Here is a 19,007-nt window from a genome sequence, read left to right on the forward strand (position 1 = left end):
ATCGTTAACGTGGCGCCGGGCGCAAGCAAGGCTCTTGCGTGACGAATCCGCGCCGCTGGCGCTGACATTTTCGCGAGCCGGTCACCTCTTCACGTCAATTCTTCAGCCGATAGCCGGTGCGGAAGATCCAGCCGATCATGACCAGACAGATCACCAGGAAGGCCGCGGTCATGCCGATGCTCAAGGCGACGCTGACATCGGCGATCTCGTAAAAGCTCCAGCGGAAGCCGGAGATCAGATAGACCACCGGATTGAGCAGGGCGACCGTGCGCCAGCCCGACGGCAGCATGTTGACGGAGTAGAAGCTGCCGCCGAGGAAGGTGAGCGGCGTCACCACCAGCATCGGAATCATCTGGAGCTTCTCGAACCCGTCGGCCCAGATGCCGATGATGAAGCCGAACAGGCTGAAGGTCACCGCGGTCAGCACCAGGAACGTCAGCATCCAGATCGGATGATGAATGTGCAGGGGAACGAACAGTCCGGCGGTGGCGAGAATAATCAGGCCGAGGATGATCGACTTGGTCGCGGCCGCTCCGACATAGCCGAGCACGATCTCGAAATAGGAGATCGGCGCTGAGAGGATCTCGTAGATCGTGCCGACGAATTTCGGGAAGTAGATGCCGAAGGAGGCGTTGGCGATGCTCTGGGTCAAGACCGACAGCATCACGAGCCCCGGCACGATGAACGTGCCGTAGCTCACGCCCTCGACATGGTCGATGCGCGACCCGATCGCGGCGCCGAACACCACGAAGTAGAGCGAGGTCGAGACCACCGGCGAGACGATGCTTTGCAGCAGCGTGCGCCAGGTGCGCGCCATTTCGAACAGGTAGATGGCACGAACGGCGTGCAAATTCATGACGTCCTCACGAGATCGACGAAGATGTCCTCGAGCGACGATTGCGTCGTGTCGAGGTCGGAGAAGCGGATGCCGGCGTTGCGGAGGTCGCCGAGCAGGCTGGTGATGCCCGTGCGCTCGCCCTTGGTGTCGTAGTCGTAGACCAGCGTCGCACCGCTGTCGCAGAGCTCGAGCTTGTAATGGGCGAGGCTTTCCGGCAGCGAGCTGAGCTTGTTCTGCAGATGCAGCGTCAGCCGCTTCTTGCCGAGCTTCTGCATCAAGGTGGCCTTGTCCTCGACCAGCACGATCTCGCCCTTGTTGATGACGCCGATGCGGTCGGCCATCTCCTCGGCTTCCTCGATGTAGTGGGTGGTGAGGATGATGGTGACGCCCGACTGCTGAAGGGTGCGCACCACCTCCCACATGCCCTTGCGCAGCTCGACGTCGACGCCGGCGGTGGGCTCGTCCAGGAACAGGATCTGCGGCTCGTGCGACAGCGCCTTGGCGATCATCACGCGGCGCTTCATGCCGCCCGAGAGCGTGATGATCTTGTTGTCCTTCTTGTCCCAGAGCGAGAGATCCCTCAGCACCTTCTCGATATGGGCCGGGTTCTTCGGCTTGCCGAACAGGCCGCGGGAAAAGCTCACCGTTGCCCAGACGCTCTCGAATGCGTCGGTGTGCAGCTCTTGCGGCACCAGGCCGATCAGCGAGCGCGCCTTGCGCCAGGAGCTGACGATGTCCTCGCCGCCGACCATGACCTTGCCTTCGCTCGGATTGGCGATGCCGCAGATGATCGAGATCAGCGTGGTCTTGCCGGCGCCGTTGGGGCCGAGCAGCGCAAAAATCTCGCCGCGCTTGATGTCGAGATTGACGTTTTTCAGCGCCTTGAAGCCGGACCCATAGGTCTTCGACAGGTTGGCGACGGATATGATGGAGGACATGATGGCCGGAGGGCTGGGGAGGGGAGGCTGGAACCAGCCCCTGAAGGGCAGGTCAGCGGAGCCCTGAAATAGGAACGCGATCTCCCTGTCGCAATTCCCTGGAGAAAAATGGTCTCAAAACAGGCCCCTGGATGGCGGGTTCCGGGCGACTGTTGCTGGAGAGACACGCGCGGCAGCCAAAGATTGCCGTTCACGCGCCTCTTTGTTGCGTGCGCGAGCAGGCCGTGGCTACGATTCCCGCCAATTGCGAAGCGTATTGCTCCCAGGGAATAGACCGATGAGACCGAACGGCCGTTACGCAGCCGGCGCCAGCCAGTTGTCCGCCATCCGTGTTTGGGCGACGTGCCTGCTCCTGCTGTCAGCTGTTGCCATGAGTCCGACGAGCGCCAAGGCGCAGCCGAGCCAGGCAGCCGCGACCACGCATGTCTATCTGCTGCGCGGCGTGCTCAACATCTTCTCGCTCGGGCTCGACACCATCGGCTCGCGGCTCGAGGCTCAGGGTATCCCGGTGACGGTTGCGAACTTCGTCTCCTGGTCCTCGCTCGCCGATGAGGCCGCCGCCGCCTACAAGGCGGGTCGGCTGAAGACCATCGTTCTGGTCGGTCATTCCTCGGGCGCCACCGCGCTGCCCGACATGATCGCCAAGCTCAACCGTCTCGGCGTGCCCGTGAAGCTCGCGATCGGGCTTGACTCCGTGTTCAAGACGAAGCTCTCGACCGGCGCCGAGCGTTACATCAACCTCTATATCGGCGATGGTCCCGGCGAGCCGGTGAGGGCCGCCGACGGTTTCCGCGGCAAGCTCGACAATGTCGACGTGCGCGGTTCGGGTGCCGGCCATATCACGATCGACAAGAACGAATTGATCCAGCGCCGCGTGATCGCCGAGATCGATGCCGTGGTGATGCGCTCGCGTGCGCCCGCGGCCCCGACGGCACAGCCGGGTGCGCCGAAGCCGGTCGCCCGTTCGGCCGCGGCGACGGCTCCAGGGCGGAACTAGGCGAGCCCCGCGCGGCGTCTCGCTCCGCTGCCGAGACGCTAGCCGAGAAGCTCGGTGATCAGCGACGCCGCCTTGATCCCCGTTCCCGTGATGACGACGACGGTGCGCTCGTTCGGGCGAATGGCGCCGCGCCGGGCAAGCTCGTCGAGCGCGGCGGCCGCGCTTGCCGATGTCGGCTCGGGAAACAGGCCCGTGATCGCGAGCTTCTTCAGCCCCGCGACGATGCCCTCTTCGGGGACGGCCACCGTGCCGCCGCCGGTTTCCTTCAGTACCGCCACCATCTGACGCAGGCGCAGCGGGCTCTTGATCGCGGTACCCTCGGCGATGGTCTTGCGGACCTCGCGCGCCACCGGCGTATCGACACCCGCCGTGAAGCTCGCATCGAGTGGCGAGCAGTTGAGCGGCTGCGAGGCAAACAGTTTTGGCATCCGCGCGATCTGCCCCGCCGCGAGCAGCTCCTTGAAGCCGAGATAGCAGCCGAGCAGGTTACTGCCCGCACCCACGGGAACGACAACGTTGTCGGGAGCCGAATAGCCGAAATCCTCCCACATCTCGTAGGCGAGAGATTTGGTGCCTTCGAGGAAGAAGGGCTGCCAATTGTGGCTCGAATAGAAGGTCTCGCTGGACTGGCGGATGGCCTCCGCCTCCGACTCCTCGCGCGGCCCTTCCACCAGCTGGATATCAGCTCCGTAAGCGCGCACCTGTGCGATCTTCATCGGAGATGTCGACGCGGGCGCCAGGATCTTGATCTTCATTCCGCCGGCCGCGCCATAGGCGGCGACCGATGCGCCGCCATTGCCCGAACTGTCCTCGAGGACTGCGTTGACGCCGAGCTGGCGGATGAAAGACAGCATCACGGTGGTGCCGCGATCCTTGAAGCTGGCCGTCGGGTTGAACCATTCGAGCTTGAAGTAGGGCCTCAACTCGCCCCATTCCTTCTGGACCAGGGGCGTGCAGCCTTCGCCCATGGAGATCGGACTGGCGATATCGACCGGCAGCGCCGCGCGATAGCGCCACAGCGAGCGCTCGCTGCGATCGATCTCGTCGCGCGAGATGCCGCGCAGCGTCGTCACCATCAGCGGCTTGCGGTCGTCGGAGCACCAGCGCGGCTGGTCCAGCGGGTAGAGCGTGCCGCTGAGCGGTTCGATGTAGCATGGCGTCTTCATGGGCGATCTCGGATGCGAGCTTCAGGGCCGATTACGCCGCCAGATGATCAGGCGAGAGGCGCGAGGAAGCGGCGGCCCGATTGAACGATTCTAAGTGCCGAAACGGAATATCGATGTCAATTCCGGCGTTCCCAAGTTCGCGGGAAGCTGCGACTGAATGCATTCGGAAAGCGAGGCTCGCATGATCCGGAGATTGGTTGCCACAGTCGTGCTGATGTCTGCGTTGCTCGGTCCGTCGCCCGGCCTTGCCGGCGTCAAGGTCCGCTTCATCAATCCCGAGCGGTACACTGACGCGGATAGCTTCGGTGGTGCATCGCGCGAGGTCACGCTGGCGGAGTTTCGCGCCTATCTCGAAACCCTGGGCAGGCGGCTGCTCGCGCCGGGGCAGAATCTGAGCATCGATGTCCTCGATATCGATCTTGCCGGCCAGGACGAGCCTCGGGGGCGTGGCACGGAGGTGAGGGTGATGCGCGACGTCACGCCGCCGCGCATCAAGCTGCGCTACACGCTGAGCGGCGGAGGCAGGCGCACGACGAGCGGTGAGGACGATCTGAGCGACATGAACTATCTGATGAACTCCTCCGGCCGCCTGAGTGGCCGCTACGGCTACGAGAAGGCGCTTCTGGATGACTGGTTCAGGCGCATCGCCGGTTCGCGATAAGTGAGCGGGGCCGGCGCATTGGCGTTGACGCGCAATTGGGGAGGCTTTGTGCCCCAAATTCCGCCAAATCGGTGGTCAGTAAGGCCGGAATAGGGAAGGCGTCTGCCTTTCCGCGGTGGGGTTGCAGGACGAATGGTTGTTTTGAGGCGAGTGGTCGTGCTGGCGGCTGGCGTGTTGCTTGCCGTCTCGACCGCCGTGGCGGTCGCGTCGCCGGCAAAACCGAAGAAGTCGGCCGCGATCGTGGCACCATCACTGCCGCAACCGCCCCCGCTGCCCGCTGAGGCAGAGTCAATGCCGTCGCCGCGTGTCTATCTGTTCCGCGGCGCGCTGGGGCCGATCTTCTCGACCGGCATGGACCGCCTTGGGGAGCGGCTGACGGAAGCCGGCTTCAAGGCCGACGTCTACGAATTCACGATCTGCCGGCTGGTCGCCCAGCGTGCGATCACCGCCTACCGTGAACAGCCTGCGCCGGTCGTGCTGATCGGGCATTCCATGGGCGGGCTGTGCTCGATCATCTTCGCCGAAATGTTTGCCGAGGAGAAGCTTCCGGTCAGCCTCGTGATCACCATCGATCCCGCGCATGCGACCGGAAACGTGCCGCTCAATGTCGAGCGCTTCATCAACATCTATCTGTCCGACAGCGTGCTCGGCGGCGGCGACGTGGTCGCCGAGCCCGGCTATCGCGGCCATTATGCGAGCTTCGATCTGAAGCAGAACAAACGCGTCACGCACATCAACATCGAGAAGTCCGAAGACATCCACCGCCAGATCGTCGACATGGTCGCGCAATTGCCGCGCGTGCCGGCGCAGGCGCAAGGAGAGCCCGTGCCGCTGCGCTATCTCGTTCCGGGCGACACGTTGGTGGAGCTGTGGGACTCGGGCGTGAAGCTGCCCATGCGTGCCGGCGACACGCTCGAACGGATCGCCACGCAATATCATGTGCCGGTGTGGTCGCTCGCGCAGGCCAACGGGTTGTCTGAAGGCACGCCGCTTGCCGCCGCTCAGGACGTCATCATCCCGCGCCATCTGCTGCAGGCTGTGCCGGCGCAGGCCGCCGTCACCCCGCCCAAGTCGGTAGCTAAGTCAGTGCGCTGATCCTCGTCGGCGGTGCGTAGAAATCACCGCGGCGACAGGAACGGAATGATCATCGGGACGCGGCGGCAATAGGCGCCGTAGGCATCTTCACCGAGTTCCTTCGACAGGAAGACTTCTTCCATCCGGCCCTTCTGCCACATGCCGAGCGAGATCAGGATGGCGCCGAGGATCGCCGTCACCGTGCCGACCGCGATGCCGGTCGCGAGCATGCCGGCGATCAGGCCGGTGTAGATCGGATGACGCACGATGCCGTACGGGCCGGTGTCGATGACGCGGTGGTCTTCCTTGTGGGTGATGGTGTTCGACCAGAACTTGCCGAGATGCAGACGTCCCCACCAGGTGAAGGAGATTCCGGCGAGCACGACCAGCGCTGCGATGTAGACGCCGGTTTCGCCGAATACCCATAGCGGCTTCTCGCTCAGCACTTCCGCGGTCCACGGCGTGAACAGGATGCCGCCGATCAGGATCGGCAGGCGATAGCGTTGCGAGTCCAGCGTCATCACCTGCTTCTTGGTGCGGCCCTGCCAGAACGAGGCTCCTACCCAGCTTGCGAGCCAGGCGAGCCAGATCAATGCCAGCAGTTTGGTCGGCCAGGTCGTGGTCCAGCCACCCCAGGCGAAAGAGAGAAGCTTGCTGAAATCAAAGGACATGCGGAAAGGTTCTTGCTTTTGGGCTTGGGCTCAGCTCGCGCGCGAGCTGAGCGCGTGGCGCTCGATGCCGGCCTGCGTTTGCAGGCCGCCACGTGCGAGCAGATGGGTGATGGTTTCGCGCAGCACCGGCTCGACCGGGCGGGGCGCATAGCCGAGCTCGGTGCGCGCCTTGTCGATCGAGAGGTCGCTGGCGGCAAGCGCAATGCGCACGCCTTCGCCAGTGCCGTTGGGCGGCCGGTGCGTGAGGTGGTCGGAGATGTATTCGAGCATGATCGCCGATAGCTCGGCGAGCCTGCCGGGCACCGCGATGGGGTACTGCTTGCGGCCGCTGATCACCGACATCATGCGCAGGATCTGTCCGAGCCGGACGCAGTCGCCGCCGAGAATGTAACGCTGCCCGATGCGCCCGCGCTCCATCGCGAGCAGGAGGCCCATGGCGACATCGCGCACATCGACCAGGTTGACGAGGAAGTTGATGTGCGGCTGCACCTTCTTTTGCAGGAAGTACCACAGCATCGCGGTCGGCGGCGTGAGATTCTGATCGACCGGCCCGATCGGCATGGTCGGCGTGCCGATGACGAGCGGGAAGCCCGCCGCCGCGGCCTTTGCCGCGCAATGTTCGGCGAGCGATTTCGACCGCGTATAGGCGCCCGGCATCGCGTCGGCCGGCTGCAGTGCCTCCTCGGCAGGAATGCCGGCGAGCTGCGAGTAGGGGAACAGGATCGATTCCGTCGAGCAGTGCAGGAAGCGCGACACGCCGCGCAGTTGCGCTGCCGTCAGCACGATTTCGGTGCCGCGGCAGTTGACCTCGTGGAAATCCTGCTTGTTGGCGACCCACATGCCGGGCAGGCCGGCGAGGTGATAGACCTGATCGACGCCCGCGAGCGCGCGATCGACCGCGTCGCCGTCGAGCACCGAGCCCGCGACGTAGTCGACGTCAGCACACGGTGCGGCCGGCGGTCGCACATCGAGAACGCGCACCCGCTGCCCCCTGGCGCGGAGCGCTTCTACAAGGTGATGTCCGATGAAGCCGCTGCCACCGGTAACCAGTACGAGAGTCATGAAGACGTTTGCTGCTGTTCCGCTCTGGAATCTTATCGGGTTGATAGGGAATTGGTCGGAACAGGCGCGAGAATCGCGGCAAGGTCACGACGAAATCCCAACGCGATGAATAATTTTGCCATTACAAACATCGGTCCAAGCAAAAGATGAGACGGAAAGGTGAACAACGAGGCCTCGCGGCCCTCGAAAACCTTGTGGCCGATCGCCTGCGCGGCGAAGCCGAGCGCGACCAGCGCGGCGAAGATCGCCCACATCGTGAGGGTGCTGACTTGCGCCGCAATGGTCGTCGCGATTGAGAACAGCACGATGGACACGGCAAGAATACCTGTCCCCAGCGCCACGTCGAGCAGCAGCCAATAGATGAGGACCGGCAACGCGAGGATCACCGCGAGGCTGAATTCGAATCCGAACAGCGGGACCTGCACCAGCGTCAGCGGCATCACGGCGCCCGTGAACAGCAGGAGAATACCGATCACATGCATCGCCGTGTTCCGGGGATCACGATGGTACTCGACATAAACGGCAAGTTGGCGTTGAAAAAAGCCACCCATCTTGGTCTCACTGAGCATGCAGGTCGGAGGAAGCGACAAGCCTATAGCATCTGCTTGCCCCCTGCACAAACCGGCGCAATTGTCGCGCAGAGCAGGCATTCGAGACGCCGTACGCGCGAAAAACAGTCAGGGGTTCAAGGGGTTCCGGATACGGCCCGGATGAGATCAAATTAGTGTTTTTTGGCCGGCTTCTTGGCCGGCGCCGCAGGTTTGGGCGCCGCAGGCTGGCCGGCCTGTTCCTCGGGGAGTTTTGCAAGCGTCAGGACCTGCGTCTGCCCGTTTGCTGCCGAGGTCGGACGCGCGCGATCGAGGAATTGCTCCTCGCCAAGTCCGATCGACTGGATGCGCTTGGCGGAGATCTTGAACGTGTTGACCAGCACGTCGCGGATCGCATCCGCGCGGCGCTGGCTCAGGATCGCATTGGCTTCCCGCGTCTTCGAATTGGATTCGACATGGCCGACGATCAGGAAGGTGTAGGGCAGCAGCGAGGCGTGAACCAGCGCATCCGCGATGCGGCCGACCGTCTGGTAGGACGAAGGCTGGATGATCGGCGTGTCGGCGTCGAACTGGATCGGCGTGTTGAAAGCCGGCAGGCTCGCAAGGTCAGGCGCGATCAGCGGGCGATTCACCGGACCCGGATCGTTCTTGATCCGCGTCTTGGCCCGCTCCATCACCTGTGGCTTCAGCGCCGCGAGGTCGAGGTCGGGGCCGGTTTCGAAATGGTTGAGCTTGGCGACGATGTCGTCGCGGGTCGGCGGCGTCGTCTGCGCGCCTACCGAGCCTGCCGCGAGCACCAGGGCGAGCGCGAGGCCGGTCGATTGCAGGGTGAGCCTGGCCGCGCGCATCAGCGATACCCCGCGTCGTCCACCGCCTTCAGGCAGTTGTTGCTGATGCCCTTTGGCGTCGAGATCAGGCAGGGAATCGACTTGCTGGTCTCCTTGGTCGAGCCGTTGCACACCTTGACGATCTCGCGCTGGCAGGCGTTCGCCACTGTCACGCGCGCGGCGACCCGCTTCTGGATGGCGTCGAAGGCCGCGAGATAATCGGTCTGGCACTGCGGCGACAGCACGTCCCGATTTCGCGACAAGCATTCCTTCAGCCGCGTCGAATCCGGGTTCACGCCACGGCAATTGGCCACGATCTCCGCGCCGCAGCTCTTGGCCAGCATGCCGATCGCATCGCCAAAGCTCATGGTATCAGCCGCTGCCAGCGACGGCATGCCAAATGCAAGTACGGCGAGTGTGATGAAGCCCCGGGCCATGGCCGCATCTGATACGGGGAAGTTCGCCATGGTCAAGGGGCGTGGAGCAAGGAAAGCCGGCGGCGTAACGCCGCCGCAACAGGGGGAGGCTTCACGCCCGCTGCACGAAGCTGTCCACGACCTTCTTCTCGCCGGCCTTGTCGAAGGCGATGGTGAGCTTGTTGCCGTCGATCTTGGCGACACGGCCGTAGCCGAATTTCTGGTGGAAGACGCGGTCGCCAATCGAGAATTCGGACGTCGTGCCGGTGGATTTTGCCACCAGCTCGCCCTCGATCGTCATCGGGCCGCGGCGGCGCGACGAAAAACTGCCGCCGAAATCGGGCGCGGAGGAAAACGGCGCGGGCTCTTCCTCGAAGCCGCCCCGACCGCCGCCGTTGCGGCCGCCCTGGCCGCGGTTGCGATTCGCCTGGGCGCGCTGCCAGCCCGGCGTCGAATAGCTGGAGCCGAAGGCTTCCATGTCGTCGAAGCGCGAGGCGCCGTAGCCGCCGCTGCCACCCCAGCCCGAGCCGCCCTTGGATTCCGTGATCTCGACATTGGCCGCCGGCAATTCGTCGAGGAAGCGCGAGGGGATCGTGGTCGACCAGGTGCCATGGATCCGCCGGTTGGTCGCAAAATAGAGTTTTGCGCGGCGGCGGGCGCGGGTCAGGCCGACATGGCCGAGCCGGCGCTCTTCCTCGAGGCCGGCGCGGCCCTGTTCGTCCAGCGTGCGCTGGCTCGGGAATAGGCCTTCCTCCCAGCCCGGCAGGAACACGTTGTCGAATTCGAGCCCCTTGGCCGAATGCAACGTCATCAGCGACACCGCATCTTCCTCGGCGCCGCCGTCGCGATCCATCACCAGCGAGATGTGCTCGAGGAACCCTTGCAGGTTCTCGAACTCCTCCATCGAGCGCACCAGCTCCTTGAGGTTTTCGAGCCGCCCCGCAGCGTCCGCCGAGCGGTCCTTCTGCCACATCTCGGTATAGCCGCTCTCGTCGAGCACGATCTGGGCGAGATCGGTATGCGTGGTCACCTCGCGCTGGGCGCGCCAGCGGTCGAATTGCGTGACGAGATCGCGCAAGGAGCCGCGCGCCTTCGGCTTCAGCTCGTCGGTCTCGACCACCGCGCGCGCCGCTTCGAACAGCGGAATGCGGCGCTTGCGGGCGTGATCATGCAGCATCTGCACGGTGGCATCGCCAAGCCCGCGCTTGGGCGTGTTGACGATGCGCTCGAAGGCGAGATCGTCGGCCGGCGAATTGATGACGCGCAGATAGGCGAGCGCATCGCGGATTTCGGCGCGCTCATAGAAGCGCGGGCCGCCGATCACGCGATAGGGCAGGCCGAGCGTGACGAAACGATCTTCGAACTCGCGCATCTGGTAGGACGCGCGGACCAGGATCGCGATCTCGTTGAGCTTCTCGCCCTGGCGCTGGAGCTGCTCGATCTCCTCGCCGATGCCGCGGGCTTCCTCTTCCGAATCCCAGGCGCCGGTGACGGTGACCTTCTCGCCGTCCTCGTCCTCGGTGCGCAACGTCTTGCCGAGCCGGCCTTCGTTGTGCGCGATCAGATGCGAGGCGGCGGCGAGGATGTGGCCGGTCGAGCGGTAATTGCGCTCGAGCCGGATGACCTTGGCGCCCGGAAAATCGTGCTCGAAGCGCAGGATGTTGTCGACCTCCGCGCCGCGCCAGCCATAGATCGACTGGTCGTCGTCGCCGACGCAGCAGATGTTTTTGACGTGAGCTTTTTCGTTCACGGGAATCGGCAACACATCATCATTCTCGTCATCACCGGGCCGACGCGAAGCGTCGAGACCCGGTGATCCATCTCGTGAAGAATCGATGGATTGCCGGGTCAAGCCCGGCAATGACGGGTTGGGAGACGGCGCCTGCGCCAACAGCCGCAGCCACAGATACTGCGCGACGTTGGTGTCCTGATATTCGTCGACCAGGATGTATTTGAAGCGCTGCTGGTACTGCCGGAGGATGTCCGGGTGCTCGCGGAAGATGCGGATGTTCTCCAGCAGCAGATCGCCGAAATCGGCGGCATTCAGGATCTTCAATCGCTCCTGGTAGCTCGCATAGAGCTTGCCGCCCTTGCCATTGGCGAACATCGCGGCTTCGCCCGACGGCACCTGGGTTGGGTTCAGCCCGCGGTTCTTCCAGCCGTCGATCAGGCCGGCCAGCATGCGCGCCGGCCAGCGCTTGTCGTCGATGTTTTCGGCTTGCAGGAGCTGCTTCAACAGCCGCACCTGATCGTCGACATCGAGCACGGTGAAATTCGACTTGAGCTGCGCGAGCTCGGCGTGTGTCCGCAGAATACGGCCGCCGATCGAGTGGAAGGTTCCGAGCCAGGGCATGCCCTCGACCGCCTGTCCCAGCATCTGGCCGAGGCGGTGCTTCATCTCGCGCGCGGCCTTGTTGGTGAAGGTCACCGACAGGATCTCGCCCGGGCGCGCGCGGCCCTGGCTCAGGATATGGGCGATGCGCGTGGTGAGCACGCGCGTCTTGCCGGTGCCGGCGCCGGCGAGCACCAGCACGGGGCCGTCCAGCGTCTCCACGGCGTCGCGCTGCTCGGGATTGAGGCCGGTCAGATATTTCGGGCCCACCGAGGCACGGGCGCGCGCGGCAATGCCGCCGGCCGCAGGCTGGTGGTCGGGGACGCCGTGAGAGGTGATTTTGCTCGGCTCGGTCATGCGAATCAGTGGCCCCACGATGGCACCGCGGGGTGGCGGAAGGGAGCCTTCATAACAGGGATTAGCCCCTATATGGGGCGGCGGCGAGGGGTTTTCCACGTGCGCCGAGGGCCGATTTGTTCCTATCGCCTCAGCGAATTTCCGCCCCTCTCAGCCAGGAACCTTCGTTTCGAGCTCGAGATTGTCTGTTCAAACGAGGCGTGGCGTGAGCCGCTCCGATCGCAGACAAACATCGAGATAGAGGTGTTGACCATGCTTGGCTGGGTTGTGACGTTTCTGGTTATCGCACTGATCGCCGGTATCCTGGGCTTCGGCGGCATCGCCGGCGCTTCGATCGAAATCGCCAAGGTCATCTTCTTCATCGCGGTCGTGCTGTTCCTGGTTTCGGCCGTGTTCGGATTGGCCCGCGGCCGCACCAGGGTCTAGCGCTACCGTTTCGAGGGCATCGCGACGTTTCTTCCGATGCCCTCGGGCCGCGGCAACGCGCTGTGGTCCTTGACCACCGAGGCGATGCGTTCGCGAATGTCCGATGGGAAGGGCGCCACCTTTCGCGAGGTCATGTCCATGTGCAGCGACATGTTTTCCGAGGTGGCCGACAGCCAGCCCTCGGTCGCGTGGCGCAGCTCCTCGAACGTGTGCAGCCGCTTGTCGTCGGCTTCCAGCAGCCACACCAAAATCTGTACGGGATCGCCGAGATGGATTTCGCGCAGATAGCGCACGTGGCACTCGGCGGTGAAGGTCGAGCCGTGGCGCTCCTTCATATAGGTCGGCCCGATCCCGAGCTTCAGCCAGAGCTGGTCGATCGCCCGGTCGAACATCACGTTGTAATAGGCCATGTTGAGATGGCCGTTATAGTCGATCCATTGCGGCTCGATCTGCATGATCGAGGAACGGAACGGCTCGGCCTCGTGCACGTGAGCGGCAGTCTCCGTCATGTTTCCTTCCTGCCAAGTTCTTCCTGCCAAGTTCTTCCTGCTATGCATCCGGTCGCTTGACTTGACCGGTTGTATGTCCTTTGCCACGGTCCTCTGTCGGGAGGAATGTCCGTGGGTATGACCATCACCAATAATCCGCCGCGGCCCGAGCCGAAAGCCCTGGCCAGTGCGCTGGAAGCGCTCACCGCGCGCTTCGGCAATCGCTTCATCACCTCGCAGGCCGTGCGCGAGCAGCACGGTCACACCACGACCTGGCTCGCAAACCAGCCGCCGGATGGTGTGGTGATGGCGCAGGAGACCAAAGACATCCAGGACGTGGTGCGGATCTGCGCCGGGAATGGCGTACCCGTGATCGCCTTCGGCACCGGCACCTCGCTCGAGGGCCAGGTCAATGCGCCGGCGGGCGGCATCTGCATCGACCTGCGCGACATGAACAAGGTGCTCGCGGTCCATGCCGAGGACCTCGACTGCGTGATCGAGCCCGGCGTGACGCGCAAGGCGCTCAACGAGCACCTGCGCGACCAGGGCCTGTTCTTCCCGATCGATCCCGGCGCCGACGCCTCGCTCGGCGGCATGGCCTCGACGCGCGCCTCCGGAACCAATGCGGTGCGTTACGGTACCATCCGCGAAAGCGTGCTGGCGCTGAAAGTCGTGCGCGGCGACGGCGAGATCATCACGACCGGCACGCGCGCGAAGAAGTCGTCGGCCGGCTACGACCTGACGCATCTGTTCGTCGGCGCCGAAGGCACGCTCGGCATCATCTCCGAGCTGACGATCCGCCTGCGCGGCATTCCCGAGATGATCGCGGCGGGCGCCTGCTCGTTTGAAACCGTGGGCGGCGCGTGTCAGGCCACGATCCTGGCGATCCAGACCGGCATTCCCGTGGCGCGCATCGAGCTGCTCAATGCCGCGCAGGTCAAGGCCTGCAATGCCTATTCGAAGCTGACGCTGGCGGAGACGCCGCTCTTGCTGCTTGAATTCCACGGCAGCGAGATCGAGGTCGCCGAGCAGTCCAAGGCGTTCGGCGAGATCGCCAAGGACTGCGGCGGTGGCGATTTCTCTTGGACCACCAAGCCCGAGGATCGCACCAAGCTGTGGCAGGCACGGCACGATGCCTATTGGTCGGTGAAGGCGTTGCGGCCCGGTGCCGGCGTGGTCGCGACCGACATCTGCGTGCCGATCTCGCGCCTTGCGGATTGCGTCACCGAGACCGAGGAGGATCTGAAGCGGCTCAACCTGCTGTCGCCGATCGTCGGCCATGTCGGCGACGGCAATTTCCACTGCTCGCTGCTCTGCGACGTCGACGATGCCGACGAGATGGCGCGCGGCGAGGAGTTCATGCACCGTCTGGTCGAGCGCGCGCAGGCGATGGACGGCACCTGCACCGGCGAACATGGCATCGGGCAGGGCAAGCAGAAATACCTCAAGGCCGAGCTTGGCCCAGAGGCGCTCGACGCGATGCGGGCGCTGAAGAAGGCGCTCGACCCGCAGAACATCTTCAATCCCGGCAAGATCGTGCCGCAGGCCTAGAGCACGATCCGGAAAAGTGTGCAGCGGTTTTCCGAAAAGATCATGCTCAAACAATAACCTAAAGCGCCTGCTTCGCCTGCGGTCGGGAACTTTCGGCAGTTTCGCCGGTTCCAATTCCCGACAAGTTCCGATGCCTCAATGGCGCGGCTTTGCGGGAGGATGCGATGTTGCGACCGGTCATTGGAATTGCCGCGATGGCGCTTGTCTGCATGTTGGCGGGCGCGGCGCTGGCCAAGGGCGGCGGCGGTGGCCATGGGGGCGGGCACCACGGGGGTGGGCACGGCGGCGGGCACCATGGTGGTGGCGGCCATCACGGCGGTGGTCATCATGGCGGCGGCCACGGTCATGGCTTCGGTCACGCCCATTTCGGCGGTGGACATCATGGCGGCGCGAGGTTCGGGGCCGTCGCGCGACACGCTGGCCCGAACTTTGGCCAGATCCGCAATGCGGCCGTGCGCCCTGCGAACTTCCGCAATGCAATGAACGTCCACGCCGGTGCCTTCCGCAACGGCCGACTGATGAGCAATCCGATGGCGCGTGCGCAGATTGCGGCTGCGGCAGCTTTGGTCGGCTGGCATGGCGTCGGTAACGGATGGTGGCAGCATCCCGGCGGCTTCTACGGCTGGGTGGGGCCGCTGTTCTGGCCGTTCGCCTATAACGACCTCTACGACTACACGATCTGGGGCGATGGTCTCGGCTTCTGGGGCTACGGCTATCCCGACATCTATGCCGGCATCTTCGGCCCCTATGGCTATGACGGTCTTTCGGCCTATCTGCCGCAGCGTCCTTACGGACGGAGGCAGGCGCGGGGCGTTGCGCTCGATCAGCTCTGCGGCAGCGACCGCCGCGAGATCGTCGGTCTGCCGATCGACCAGATCGCGGATGCCGTGCAGCCGACAGACGTGCAAGGCGCCGATCTCGATGCTCTCGGCAATGCCTCGATCCTCGCGGCCGAGTTGATCCGCGCATCCTGTCCAACGCAGGTCGCGGCGACGGCGCCCGGCCGCCTCGCGGCCATGCAGCAGCGCGTGGAGGCGATGACGAAGGCCGTCGCGCTGGTGCAACCGGCGCTCGACAAATTTTATGGCTCGCTCACCGACGAGCAGAAGGCACGTTTCAATGCATTGGCCGAGGACCAACGCCGCGCAGCGGCCTCCAACAATTCCAATGCATCGCTTGCGCAGAATTGCGGTACGCCTGTCGGGCTCGATTGGCCAGGCGCTGAAATCGAAGCGAGGCTTCACCCCGACGACACCCAGCGCGCCGCGTTGCAAGTGCTTGGGGATACCAGCGCCAAGGTCAGCGCGTCGCTCAAGGCGGCCTGCCAGCCCAGCGACGCGATGACGCCGCCGGCGCGCATGGCCGCGATCCGCAAGCGGCTCGATGTGATGCTCGACGGCGTCAAGTCGGTGCGCGCCGCGCTCGAGGCCTTCTATGCGACGCTGAATGACGAGCAGAAGGCGCAGTTCGAGGCGATCGGTCCGCGCCGGACGTCCTGAGTGCGCCGCAGGCCAAAGGCATGGCGGGAAAAACCGCCTCGCCGGGCGCGGCGGGGTTCTCTATGCTGGGCCGCACTGAAGCTCGACGATGAGGGGCCGGAAGACCACGGGTGGCGGGGCGATGAAGTGGTTCGCAAGGCAGAAGCCGTCCGACGTCTGGGATGAGCCGATCCAGTGGCCGATCGGCGACATCGAGGCTGCCGATCGCATCCGCAACATCTGCCAGTCCGCATCCGCCAGCGCCGAATGGGTCGGCGGCCTTGCCGCGCGCGCCGATCACGGCAGAAAATCGGCCGAGAAGCAGCGCAAGCACGAGAACGAGCGCTATGAACGCGCGGCGCGCGCCGCGATGGAAATCGCGATGAAGATCTCGGACGGTCTGATGCGCGACGACGCCGTCCGCCGCATCGTCGATCTCTGCATGAAGGCCAACGACGTAAAGACGGCGCAGATCCTCTATCGCGCGATCCAGGCGAGCTGGATTCGGGAGGCCGCGCAAAAGGACTATCCGGCGCTTGTGCAGTGATGCAGGCTTGCCTTGGGGCGTGTGCGCATAAATCCGGTTTCCGGACGCGCCTTAGCTGCGTCCGCTCCACTCCGAAAGCAACCCATTGCTGCGCAGGAGTGAAATGACGCGAAGGGCCACAAGGCGACATCGCGCGCCAGATCTGCTACGCCAATGATGAAGCCCCATAATAGGTGATTGGTGCGCTGCCATGCGTTACGACCTCGATCTTGTTAACCAGCTATGCCGAGAGATCGGCCTGGTAGTGCGACTAGATAACGATCATCGTATAGAGGTCGATCTTGGCCGTGACGCAGTTCTGTGCGTTCAGAACGCCGAGCGCGAGGAAGACTGCCTGATCGGTTTTCTTGGCATGCCCTGGCATGCGCACGATAATCTTATGTTCGCCGATGCTCGCGGTAACTACATCGAACTCGACTACCTCGATCTACTCACTGGCTTGAAAGAGGGGCGAATCCTCGTCTGCGAGCGGGAGGTGAAAGGGCGGACGGTAGACATCTGGCTGGTCCACAGCGAGTACAATGACGAGCTCAAGTATCTTGAAGAAGGCGAGCGGATCATCGTGCGTCGCGCAACGGTCCGACTGGCATAGTTGGACGGAACCGACTCTTTGTGTCGGCTCTGGGGCATTCTGGACCGAGTTCAGATGGGCTTGCCTACCTAACCCTTCTCCACCCCAACAGCGGACATTTCGCCGGCGCCCGCGTCGTATTAGTACACGCCCTAGCCGGCGAGCTTCCGGACAGCCTCGTCGACGCTGTGGAAGACGCGGTCGCTCGGAAGGACGTCGTAAAGCCGAAAGCGTTCGAACGCGTTCTGCGCCCGCACTGATTCCAGCCGCGCCACTGCGATCGTGACGCCCTGCTCGTTGCATACCCTGAACACCTCCAGCAGAACCTGGGCCGCGGTGAAGTCGATCTCGACCATGCCGCTCGCTTCCAGCACCATCAGCTTCGGTGTCGTGGTCTTCAAGAGATTGGCGACGTCGTTGCGGAAACCCGGCGCGTTGAGGAACGACAGCGGCGCCTGCAATCCGATCACGACGACGCCGGGGAGACGCTCGCCCGCGATATGCGGATGTGCCGGCCACCAGATCGTGGTGCCCGGCACGCGATCGAACTCGATGAGTTTTGCGCGCGTCGTGCTCCAGATGCCGTGCAGGAGCGACAGCACGATGCCGAGGAATGCGCCCTGCTGGATCGGCAGCACGATGATCAGCGCGGCCGTCGCGACGATCAGCAGGAACTCGCTGAAGGACTGGCGATAGATCGTGGTGATCTGCGTCACGCGGATGATCCGCAGCGCCACGAACAGCAGGATGCCGCCGAGCGCCGCGTCCGGCACGTGCTGCAACAGCCCGGTGCCGAAGGCGAGCAGCGCCAGCACGATCAGCGCCGCGGCGAGGCCTGACAGTTGCGACTGCCCGCCGGTCTCAACCACGATGCCCGTGCGCGGCGGGCTGGCATTCACCGGAAACGCGCCGAACACGCCCGCAAGCAGGCTGCCGGCGCCGGCGCCGAGGAAATCGCGGTCGACGTCGGCGGGCTTGTCGGGATCGGAGGGAAACGATCGCGTGGTCGCCGCGGTCTGAACCATCACCACGACAGTGATGACGAAGGCCAGCGGAACGAGGCGTACCCACGCCTCGGGCGCAAGCTCCGGCAAGGTCGGCATCGGCAACGTGCCTGGGACGGTGCCGACCACTTTCACGCCCTTGGCTTCGAGCCCGGCACCGATCACCGCCAGCGTCGCGCCGACCAGTCCGATCAGCGCGCCGGGAATCTTGGGGCTGATCGTCTCGGCGAGGAAGACGACGGCGAGCACGCCGAAGCCGATCACGATCGTGTAAGGATTGGACCGGCCGAGCTCGCGCGCCAGCGTGCCGATGCGATCGAGCGTCGGTCCGCCTGGTGCCTCCACGCCGAGCACGCCCGGCAGCTGCGAGACGATGATGTGGACGGAGATGCCGGCGAGGAAGCCGACCATCACCGGCACCGACAGCAAATTCGCGATGCCGCCAAGGCGGAAAATGCCGCTTGCGACCAGCATCGCGCCGACCATCAGCGCGAGCGCGATCGCCAGCGACTGATATTCCGGCGAGCCGGTCGCGGCGGCTGCCGCAAGGCCGCCGGCGAAGATCGGCGTGATCGTGGAATCGGCTCCGCAGGACAAGAAGCGGTTGCTGCCGAGCAGCGCGAAGCCGAGCGAGCCTGCCATGAAGGCGAAGAAGCCGATCTGCGGCGCGAAGCCGCCGAGCCGCGATGTCGCCATCTGCTCGGGGATGGCGATCGCCGCCAGCGTCAGGCCCGCCATCAGGTCCCCGGGCAGCAGGCCAAAGCGATAGGACGCGAGCGACCGGAATAGCGGCCAGGATGGCTTGGCGTCAGCGTCGTGCGGCATCGATACGAATCCCCTGGGCGACCGTGGCGGGGAACAGACTAACAGGAATCTGGAGATATCAGGCGCCCATGAAGATGCCCGCAGACGCTGTATGCATCTGCGGGCGCCTTCTCGATCTCGGGGTCGACTACCTTAGTGCGTCACTAACCCCTCTTGGTGAGGAGCGCGAAGCGCGTCTCGAACCATGAGGCCCCGCCTATGGCCCCCATCCTTCGAGACGCTTACTCCAA

The 19,007-nt window shown here is 64.5% G+C and carries 20 protein-coding genes; 8 read left to right on the forward strand and 12 right to left on the reverse strand.

What is annotated here, in order from left to right; translation table 11 throughout:
• Window positions 1-94: 94 nt before the first annotated feature.
• Window positions 95-856, reverse strand: a complete 762-nt coding sequence (locus tag QQL28_RS14560) for an ABC transporter permease (RefSeq protein WP_254103712.1) — start codon at window positions 854-856, stop codon at window positions 95-97.
• Complete coding sequence (locus tag QQL28_RS14565) at window positions 853-1,776, reverse strand: ABC transporter ATP-binding protein (RefSeq protein WP_284266295.1); 924 nt, start codon at window positions 1,774-1,776, stop codon at window positions 853-855. Before QQL28_RS14565 ends, QQL28_RS14560 begins: the two co-directional genes overlap by 4 nt.
• Before the next feature lie 277 nt (window positions 1,777-2,053).
• Between QQL28_RS14565 and QQL28_RS14570 the strand changes: the two genes are divergently transcribed.
• Complete coding sequence (locus QQL28_RS14570; RefSeq protein WP_284266297.1) at window positions 2,054-2,773, forward strand: hypothetical protein; 720 nt, start codon at window positions 2,054-2,056, stop codon at window positions 2,771-2,773.
• 38 nt (window positions 2,774-2,811) lie between these two features.
• Here QQL28_RS14570 and QQL28_RS14575 read toward each other — a convergent pair whose 3' ends face one another.
• Window positions 2,812-3,939, reverse strand: coding sequence for a threonine synthase (locus QQL28_RS14575; protein WP_284266300.1), 1,128 nt, complete (start codon window positions 3,937-3,939; stop codon window positions 2,812-2,814).
• 181 nt (window positions 3,940-4,120) lie between these two features.
• On the opposite strand from QQL28_RS14575, the gene QQL28_RS14580 reads away from it, so the two are divergent.
• Window positions 4,121-4,600, forward strand: a complete 480-nt coding sequence (locus QQL28_RS14580; protein WP_284266303.1) for a DUF3016 domain-containing protein — start codon at window positions 4,121-4,123, stop codon at window positions 4,598-4,600.
• A gap of 132 nt (window positions 4,601-4,732) precedes the next feature.
• Window positions 4,733-5,695: a LysM domain-containing protein gene (locus QQL28_RS14585; RefSeq protein WP_284266305.1), complete on the forward strand. Its 963-nt coding sequence runs from the start codon at window positions 4,733-4,735 to the stop codon at window positions 5,693-5,695.
• Window positions 5,696-5,718: 23 nt separating this feature from the next.
• Here QQL28_RS14585 and QQL28_RS14590 read toward each other — a convergent pair whose 3' ends face one another.
• From QQL28_RS14590 to QQL28_RS14615, 6 genes are all read right to left on the reverse strand, one after another.
• Window positions 5,719-6,345 (reverse strand): methyltransferase family protein, encoded by a 627-nt coding sequence (locus QQL28_RS14590; RefSeq protein ID WP_284266307.1) that lies wholly within the window; start codon window positions 6,343-6,345, stop codon window positions 5,719-5,721.
• A gap of 30 nt (window positions 6,346-6,375) precedes the next feature.
• Window positions 6,376-7,407 carry an NAD-dependent epimerase/dehydratase family protein gene (locus QQL28_RS14595; RefSeq protein ID WP_284266309.1) on the reverse strand — a complete coding sequence of 344 codons (1,032 nt, stop codon included), beginning with the start codon at window positions 7,405-7,407 and terminating at the stop codon, window positions 6,376-6,378.
• A gap of 32 nt (window positions 7,408-7,439) precedes the next feature.
• Complete coding sequence (locus QQL28_RS14600; RefSeq protein WP_284266311.1) at window positions 7,440-7,958, reverse strand: Mpo1 family 2-hydroxy fatty acid dioxygenase; 519 nt, start codon at window positions 7,956-7,958, stop codon at window positions 7,440-7,442.
• A gap of 170 nt (window positions 7,959-8,128) precedes the next feature.
• Complete coding sequence (locus tag QQL28_RS14605) at window positions 8,129-8,803, reverse strand: OmpA family protein (protein ID WP_284266314.1); 675 nt, start codon at window positions 8,801-8,803, stop codon at window positions 8,129-8,131.
• Window positions 8,803-9,219 (reverse strand): hypothetical protein, encoded by a 417-nt coding sequence (locus QQL28_RS14610; RefSeq protein ID WP_284266316.1) that lies wholly within the window; start codon window positions 9,217-9,219, stop codon window positions 8,803-8,805. Before QQL28_RS14610 ends, QQL28_RS14605 begins: the two co-directional genes overlap by 1 nt.
• A 91-nt stretch (window positions 9,220-9,310) precedes the next feature.
• Window positions 9,311-11,887, reverse strand: coding sequence for an ATP-dependent helicase (locus tag QQL28_RS14615; protein ID WP_284266318.1), 2,577 nt, complete (start codon window positions 11,885-11,887; stop codon window positions 9,311-9,313).
• Window positions 11,888-12,139: 252 nt separating this feature from the next.
• On the opposite strand from QQL28_RS14615, the gene QQL28_RS14620 reads away from it, so the two are divergent.
• Window positions 12,140-12,313 (forward strand): DUF1328 domain-containing protein, encoded by a 174-nt coding sequence (locus QQL28_RS14620; RefSeq protein ID WP_284266320.1) that lies wholly within the window; start codon window positions 12,140-12,142, stop codon window positions 12,311-12,313.
• Between the two features lie 2 nt (window positions 12,314-12,315).
• Here QQL28_RS14620 and QQL28_RS14625 read toward each other — a convergent pair whose 3' ends face one another.
• Window positions 12,316-12,822 carry a thioesterase family protein gene (locus tag QQL28_RS14625; protein ID WP_284266322.1) on the reverse strand — a complete coding sequence of 169 codons (507 nt, stop codon included), beginning with the start codon at window positions 12,820-12,822 and terminating at the stop codon, window positions 12,316-12,318.
• 111 nt (window positions 12,823-12,933) lie between these two features.
• On the opposite strand from QQL28_RS14625, the gene QQL28_RS14630 reads away from it, so the two are divergent.
• Entirely contained in the window at window positions 12,934-14,352 is a 1,419-nt protein-coding gene (locus QQL28_RS14630; RefSeq protein ID WP_284266324.1) for an FAD-binding oxidoreductase, read from the forward strand.
• Here QQL28_RS14630 and QQL28_RS14635 read toward each other — a convergent pair.
• The gene (locus QQL28_RS14635; protein WP_284266326.1) at window positions 14,349-14,843 is read right to left on the reverse strand and encodes a hypothetical protein; all 495 of its coding nucleotides are present in this window, start codon (window positions 14,841-14,843) and stop codon (window positions 14,349-14,351) included. The genes QQL28_RS14630 and QQL28_RS14635 overlap by 4 nt on opposite strands.
• Here QQL28_RS14635 and QQL28_RS14640 point away from each other — a divergent pair.
• The 3 genes from QQL28_RS14640 to QQL28_RS14650 all read left to right on the forward strand — a co-directional run bounded on the left by QQL28_RS14640 (window position 14,832) and on the right by QQL28_RS14650 (window position 16,969).
• Window positions 14,832-15,851, forward strand: coding sequence for a Spy/CpxP family protein refolding chaperone (locus QQL28_RS14640; protein WP_284266328.1), 1,020 nt, complete (start codon window positions 14,832-14,834; stop codon window positions 15,849-15,851). The two genes, QQL28_RS14635 and QQL28_RS14640, sit on opposite strands and share 12 nt — an antisense overlap.
• Before the next feature lie 121 nt (window positions 15,852-15,972).
• Window positions 15,973-16,377, forward strand: a complete 405-nt coding sequence (locus tag QQL28_RS14645; protein WP_284266673.1) for a hypothetical protein — start codon at window positions 15,973-15,975, stop codon at window positions 16,375-16,377.
• 190 nt (window positions 16,378-16,567) lie between these two features.
• Window positions 16,568-16,969, forward strand: coding sequence for a hypothetical protein (locus QQL28_RS14650; protein WP_284266330.1), 402 nt, complete (start codon window positions 16,568-16,570; stop codon window positions 16,967-16,969).
• Between the two features lie 131 nt (window positions 16,970-17,100).
• On the opposite strand, the gene QQL28_RS14655 is transcribed toward QQL28_RS14650, so the two are convergent.
• Entirely contained in the window at window positions 17,101-18,777 is a 1,677-nt protein-coding gene (locus QQL28_RS14655) for a SulP family inorganic anion transporter (RefSeq protein WP_284266332.1), read from the reverse strand.
• Window positions 18,778-19,007 lie beyond the last annotated feature (230 nt).

Source organism: Bradyrhizobium iriomotense (genome assembly GCF_030160715.1).
In the GTDB taxonomy this organism is placed as follows: Bacteria; Pseudomonadota; Alphaproteobacteria; order Rhizobiales; family Xanthobacteraceae; genus Bradyrhizobium; species Bradyrhizobium iriomotense.